General features: G+C 75.3%; 5 protein-coding genes. 3 read left to right on the top strand and 2 right to left on the bottom strand.

Translation table 11 applies throughout. The features are described from left to right. Positions 1-188: 188 nt before the first annotated feature. Positions 189-1,166: a hydroxymethylbilane synthase gene (hemC, locus tag HW578_RS23300; protein ID WP_198373102.1), complete on the bottom strand. Its 978-nt coding sequence runs from the start codon at positions 1,164-1,166 to the stop codon at positions 189-191. 23 nt (positions 1,167-1,189) lie between these two features. Between hemC and tsaD the strand changes: the two genes are divergently transcribed. Together tsaD and HW578_RS23290 are read left to right on the top strand one after the other, a co-directional pair. Continuing rightward, positions 1,190-2,239, top strand: a complete 1,050-nt coding sequence (gene tsaD / locus HW578_RS23295) for a tRNA (adenosine(37)-N6)-threonylcarbamoyltransferase complex transferase subunit TsaD (protein ID WP_198373101.1) — start codon at positions 1,190-1,192, stop codon at positions 2,237-2,239. A 136-nt stretch (positions 2,240-2,375) separates the two neighbouring features. Further along, positions 2,376-3,200: a 23S rRNA (adenine(2030)-N(6))-methyltransferase RlmJ gene (locus HW578_RS23290; protein ID WP_198373100.1), complete on the top strand. Its 825-nt coding sequence runs from the start codon at positions 2,376-2,378 to the stop codon at positions 3,198-3,200. A gap of 46 nt (positions 3,201-3,246) precedes the next feature. Here the strand turns inward: HW578_RS23290 and HW578_RS23285 are convergent, their stop codons facing one another. After that, a complete protein-coding gene (locus tag HW578_RS23285) occupies positions 3,247-3,870 on the bottom strand; it encodes a 3-keto-disaccharide hydrolase (protein WP_198373099.1) in 624 nt (207 codons plus the stop codon). Between the two features lie 181 nt (positions 3,871-4,051). On the opposite strand from HW578_RS23285, the gene HW578_RS23280 reads away from it, so the two are divergent. After that, positions 4,052-4,558, top strand: a 507-nt coding sequence (locus tag HW578_RS23280) for an NAD(P)-binding domain-containing protein (RefSeq protein ID WP_198373098.1), incomplete at its 3' end; no start/stop codon positions are given.

Here is a 4,558-nt window from a genome sequence, read left to right as displayed (position 1 = left end):
GCGAGCGCAGCGGCGGTCTCGGCATCGCCCGGGGCGGGGCGGGTGACGAGAATGGCGCGGCGCGGCATCAGGCGGCGCCTGCGGCAAGCAGCGGGGCGCCGTTCACGCGGCGCGGCGGGACGGGCCGGGATGCGGCCGGCGCCAGCGCGCATTCGCCGGGGCACCGCGCAGCAAGCAACGCGGCCGCGCTACGCAAACAGGTCGGCCGGGCTGTCGCGGCGCAGCGCCTGGCCCAGCGCATCGCCCAGGCGGATCGCGTCCTTGGCGTCCCCTTCCTCGGTCCGGCGCAGCAGGAAGGAACCGTCGGCGCGCGCGACCAGGCCGGTCAGGCGCAGGCGGCCATTCTCCATCAGCCGCGCATGGCCGCCGATCGGCGTGCGGCAGGATCCATCGAGCGCGGCCAGCAGCGCGCGCTCGGCGGAGGAGACGGCGCGCGCCTCGGGGTCCTCGATGGCGGCCAGCAATTCGCGCAGCTCGGTATCGTCCGCGCGCACCGTGACGCCGACGATGCCCTGGCCGGCGGCGGGCACCATCACCTCGGTGTCGATCGCCACGCTGCCGGGCGGGTCGAGCTCCATGCGGCGCAGGCCGGCCAGCGCCAGCAGCGTCGCGGCCGCCTCGCCTTCCGCCAGCTTGCGCAGGCGCGTCTGCACGTTGCCGCGGAACATGATGACGTTCAGGTCCGGGCGGCGGTGCAGCAGCTGCGACTGGCGGCGCACGGAGGAGGTGCCGATGACGGCGCCCTTCGGCAGCGCGGCGAAGGGGTCGGCCGGGTCGGCGGCGGGCAGCGCGGGGCCGGGCAGCAGGCAGTCGCGCGCATCCTCGCGCTTCAGGGTGCAGGCCAGCACGATGCCCGGCGGCATCTCGGTCTCGAGATCCTTGAGCGAATGCACCGCGAAGTCGACGCGGCCATCGAGCAGCGCCTCGTGGATCTCCTTGGCGAAGAGACCCTTGCCGCCGATCTCGGCCAGCAGGCGATCCTGGATCTTGTCGCCGGAGGTCTCGATGCGCTGTTCCTCGAAGGCATTCGCGTCGCGCAGCACCGGGCAGAAGCGGGTGATGCGCGCGAGAAAATCGCGCGTCTGCCACAGCGCGAGGGGCGAGGCGCGGGTGCCGACGCGCAGCGGGAGGGCGCGGCGGGCCGCAGCGGGATGGGCAAGGGACATGTCTCCGTCATAGAACCCCGCCCATGAGTGCGGAAGGTGCGATCACGCTGCATGGGCCGGTGCTGGGCCTCGAGAGCAGCTGCGACGAGACGGCGGCGGCGGTGCTGGCGCCGGACGGCACCATCCTGGCCGAGGGTGTGCTGAGCCAGGAGGCCGAGCACGCGGCCTTCGGCGGCGTGGTGCCCGAGATCGCCGCGCGGGCGCATCTGGCGGCACTGCCGGGGCTGGTGGATCGGGTGCTGGCCCGGGCGGGGATCGGCTTCGCGGATCTCGGCGCGGTGGCGGCGACGAGCGGACCGGGGCTAATCGGCGGGCTGATCGTCGGCGCGGGCTTCGGCAAGGGGGTGGCGATCGCGCGGGGGCTGCCCTTCGTGGCGGTGAACCACCTCGAGGCGCATGCGCTGACCGCGCGGCTGCCGGGGCTGCTGCCCGAAGGCGCGCCGGCCTTCCCGTACCTGCTGCTGCTGGTCTCGGGCGGGCATTGCCAATGCGTCGCGGTGGAGGGTCTGGGGCGCTACCGGCGGCTCGGCACCACGCTGGACGACGCGGTGGGCGAGGCCTTCGACAAGGCGGCGAAGCTGATGGGGCTGCCCTGGCCGGGCGGGCCGCATCTGGAACGGCTGGCGGCGACCGGCGATGCGCGGGCGGTGGCGCTGCCGCGTCCGCTGATCGGGCGGCCGGGCTGCGACTTCTCCTTCAGCGGGCTCAAGACCGCGGTGGCGCGCGCAGTCGCGCAGGGTGCGCGGCATGCCGATGTGGCGGCGGCGTTCCAGGGTTCCGTGGCCGCGGTGCTGGCGGACCGTGCGCGCAACGCCCTGGCGATGATGCCGGGGGCGAGCGCCGTCGTCGTGGCAGGCGGCGTGGCGGCGAACCAGGCGGTGCGCAGCGCGCTGGCGGGCGTTGCCGCGCAGGCGGGCGTGGCGATGCTGGCGCCGCCGCTGCGGCTGTGCACCGACAATGCGGTGATGGTGGCCTGGGCAGGGATCGAGCGCCTGCGCGCCGGCCTCAGCGATGGGCTGGACCATGCGCCGCGCCCGCGCTGGCCCTTGGCGGAGGTCGCGCCGGCGGCGTGAGGATGCCGGAACGCGCGACCACGGCGCCGAAGGCAGCCCCCGGCGGCCGCGGCGAGGCAATGGGCCGCGCGCGGCTGCATGCGCCCCGCCATGCGCCATTGCGCGACGCCCCTCTGCACGCCATGACCCCGCCCGCATGAACTACCGACACGCCTTCCACGCCGGCAATCACGCGGACTGCCTGAAGCACGCCCTGCTGCTGCTGCTGCTCGATGCGCTGCGGCGCAAGGCCACGCCCTTCGCGGTGCTCGACACGCATGCCGGGCGCGGCGTCTACGACCTCTCGGCCGAGGAGGCGGCGCGCACCGGGGAGGCGGCGCGCGGTGCGCTGCGTCTGGCCGATGTGCGCGACGGGCCGCTGCTGCCCTTCGTCGATGCGCTGCGCGCGCAGGGGTTTCCGGCGCGCTACCCGGGATCGCCCGCGCTGGTGCGCGGCGCGCTGCGGCCGGGCGACCGACTGGCCTGCTGCGAACTGCACCCGGAGGACCACGCCGCGCTGCGCGCCCATTTCGCGCGCGACCGCCAGGTGGCGGTGCACCGCCGCGACGCCTGGGAGGCGATCCGTGCGCTGACGCCCTTCCCCGAGAAGCGCGGCCTGGTGCTGATCGACCCTCCTTTCGAGCAGGATGAGGAATTCACTCGCCTGGTCGCTGGCATCGCCGAGGTGAACCGCCGCTTCCGCGCCGGCATCGTCGCCGCCTGGTATCCGGTGAAGCACCGCGCCCCGGTGCGCGATTTCCACGACGCCCTGCGCGCGACCGGCGTGCGGGACATGGTGGCGGCCGAGATGTGGCTGCGCGAGCCGACCGACCCGCGCCGCCTGAACGGGAGCGGCCTGCTTGTTGTGAACCCGCCCTTCGGCTTCGAGGCCGCCGCGCAGATGGTGCTGGGCGCGCTGCTGCCGCGCCTCGGCGCGGAGCCCGGCGCCGGCTTCGCGGTCAGCCGCGTCGCGCCGGAATGAACGCGCCAGGGCATCGCCGCCCTGGGGCGGGGCCCCGGCGCCGGGCTCAGCCGGCCAGGATCTCGACCTTGCGGAAGCGCACCACGCCGGTGTCGTTGACCGCCCCGCCCGGGCCGGGCGCGCCTGCGCCATGCTGCAGCGCGATGCGCCCGGTCGCGAAGCGCGCGTCGCGGACGGCATCGGCTGTCTTCTGGCCGTTCAGCACCACCGTGAACGCATCGCCGGCCGCGGTGATCTCGAACAGGTTCCACCGCCCGCCCGCCCGCGGCATGGGGTCCACCGCGGCGATGTCGACGATTGCGCCGGTGCCGTAGCGCTGCACCGGGCGCTCGTCCCAGATGTTCACCTCGTAGGCGTTCGCGGTGCCGATGTTCGAGGGATCGGTGCTGCGGATGAAGATGCCGCTGTTGGTGCTCGTGTCGACGAAGAACTCCGCGCGGAGCTGGAAGTCGCGATAGTCCCGCTGCGAGACCAGGAAGCCGTTGCCGCGGTCGGCCACCAGGGCGCCGTCCTCGACCCGCCAGTTGGCGGTGCCGCTCCTGTCCCAGTTGGTGGAGTCGCGGCCGTTGAACAGCGGAACCCAGGCGGCGGCCTGGGCCAGGGCCGGCGCACGCAGGGCCACGAGCCCCGCCGTGCCGGCGAGCAGCGACGCCAAGGACCGACGCTTCATCAGGCATTCCTCCCGCATGGTGTTCATGCGCGGCGACTGTAGGCAGGCGCCGGGACGCGGATTAACCGGGTGCGGGCGCGCGGCGCCGGTGGACAGGCGCGGCGTTATCGCGGACGCTCCGGCCCGCTTGGACCGAAGGGGAGACCGCGGGCGCCCTGCCCCCCGATCGCATGCCGCAGTGATGTCCCGCATCGCCATCCTGGGCGCCGGCGCCTGGGGCACCGCGCTCGCCATCCAGGCCGCGCGGGCCGGGTGCGAGGCCGTGCTCTGGGCACGCGACGCCGCGCGCGCCGCGGAGATCGCGTCGGCGCGCGAGAATGCGCGCTACCTGCCCGGCGTGACGCTGCCCGATGCCGTGGCGGTGACCGCCGATGCCGCGGCGGCGCTGCGGGGCGCCGCCATGGCGCTGCTGGTGATGCCGGCTCAGGCGCTGCGCGCCGTGGTGTCCGGACTGCCCGACGCCGCCCCGCCGATGCTGCTGTGCTGCAAGGGGGTTGAGGCCGGCAGCCTGGCCCTGCCGCTCGAGGTGCTGGCCGCGCTGCGCCCGGGGCAGCCGGCGGGGGTGCTCTCGGGGCCGAATTTCGCGCATGAGGTGGCCCGCGGCCTGCCCGCCGCGGCGGTGGTGGCCGCGCGCGACCCGGCGCTGCGGGAGGCCGGCCTCGCGCTGCTGGGCTCGCCCGGCTTCCGG

This window comes from Roseomonas rosulenta (assembly GCF_016106005.1).
In the GTDB taxonomy this organism is placed as follows: domain Bacteria; phylum Pseudomonadota; class Alphaproteobacteria; order Acetobacterales; family Acetobacteraceae; genus Neoroseomonas; species Neoroseomonas rosulenta.
This window is presented reverse-complemented; position numbering and strand designations above follow the sequence as displayed.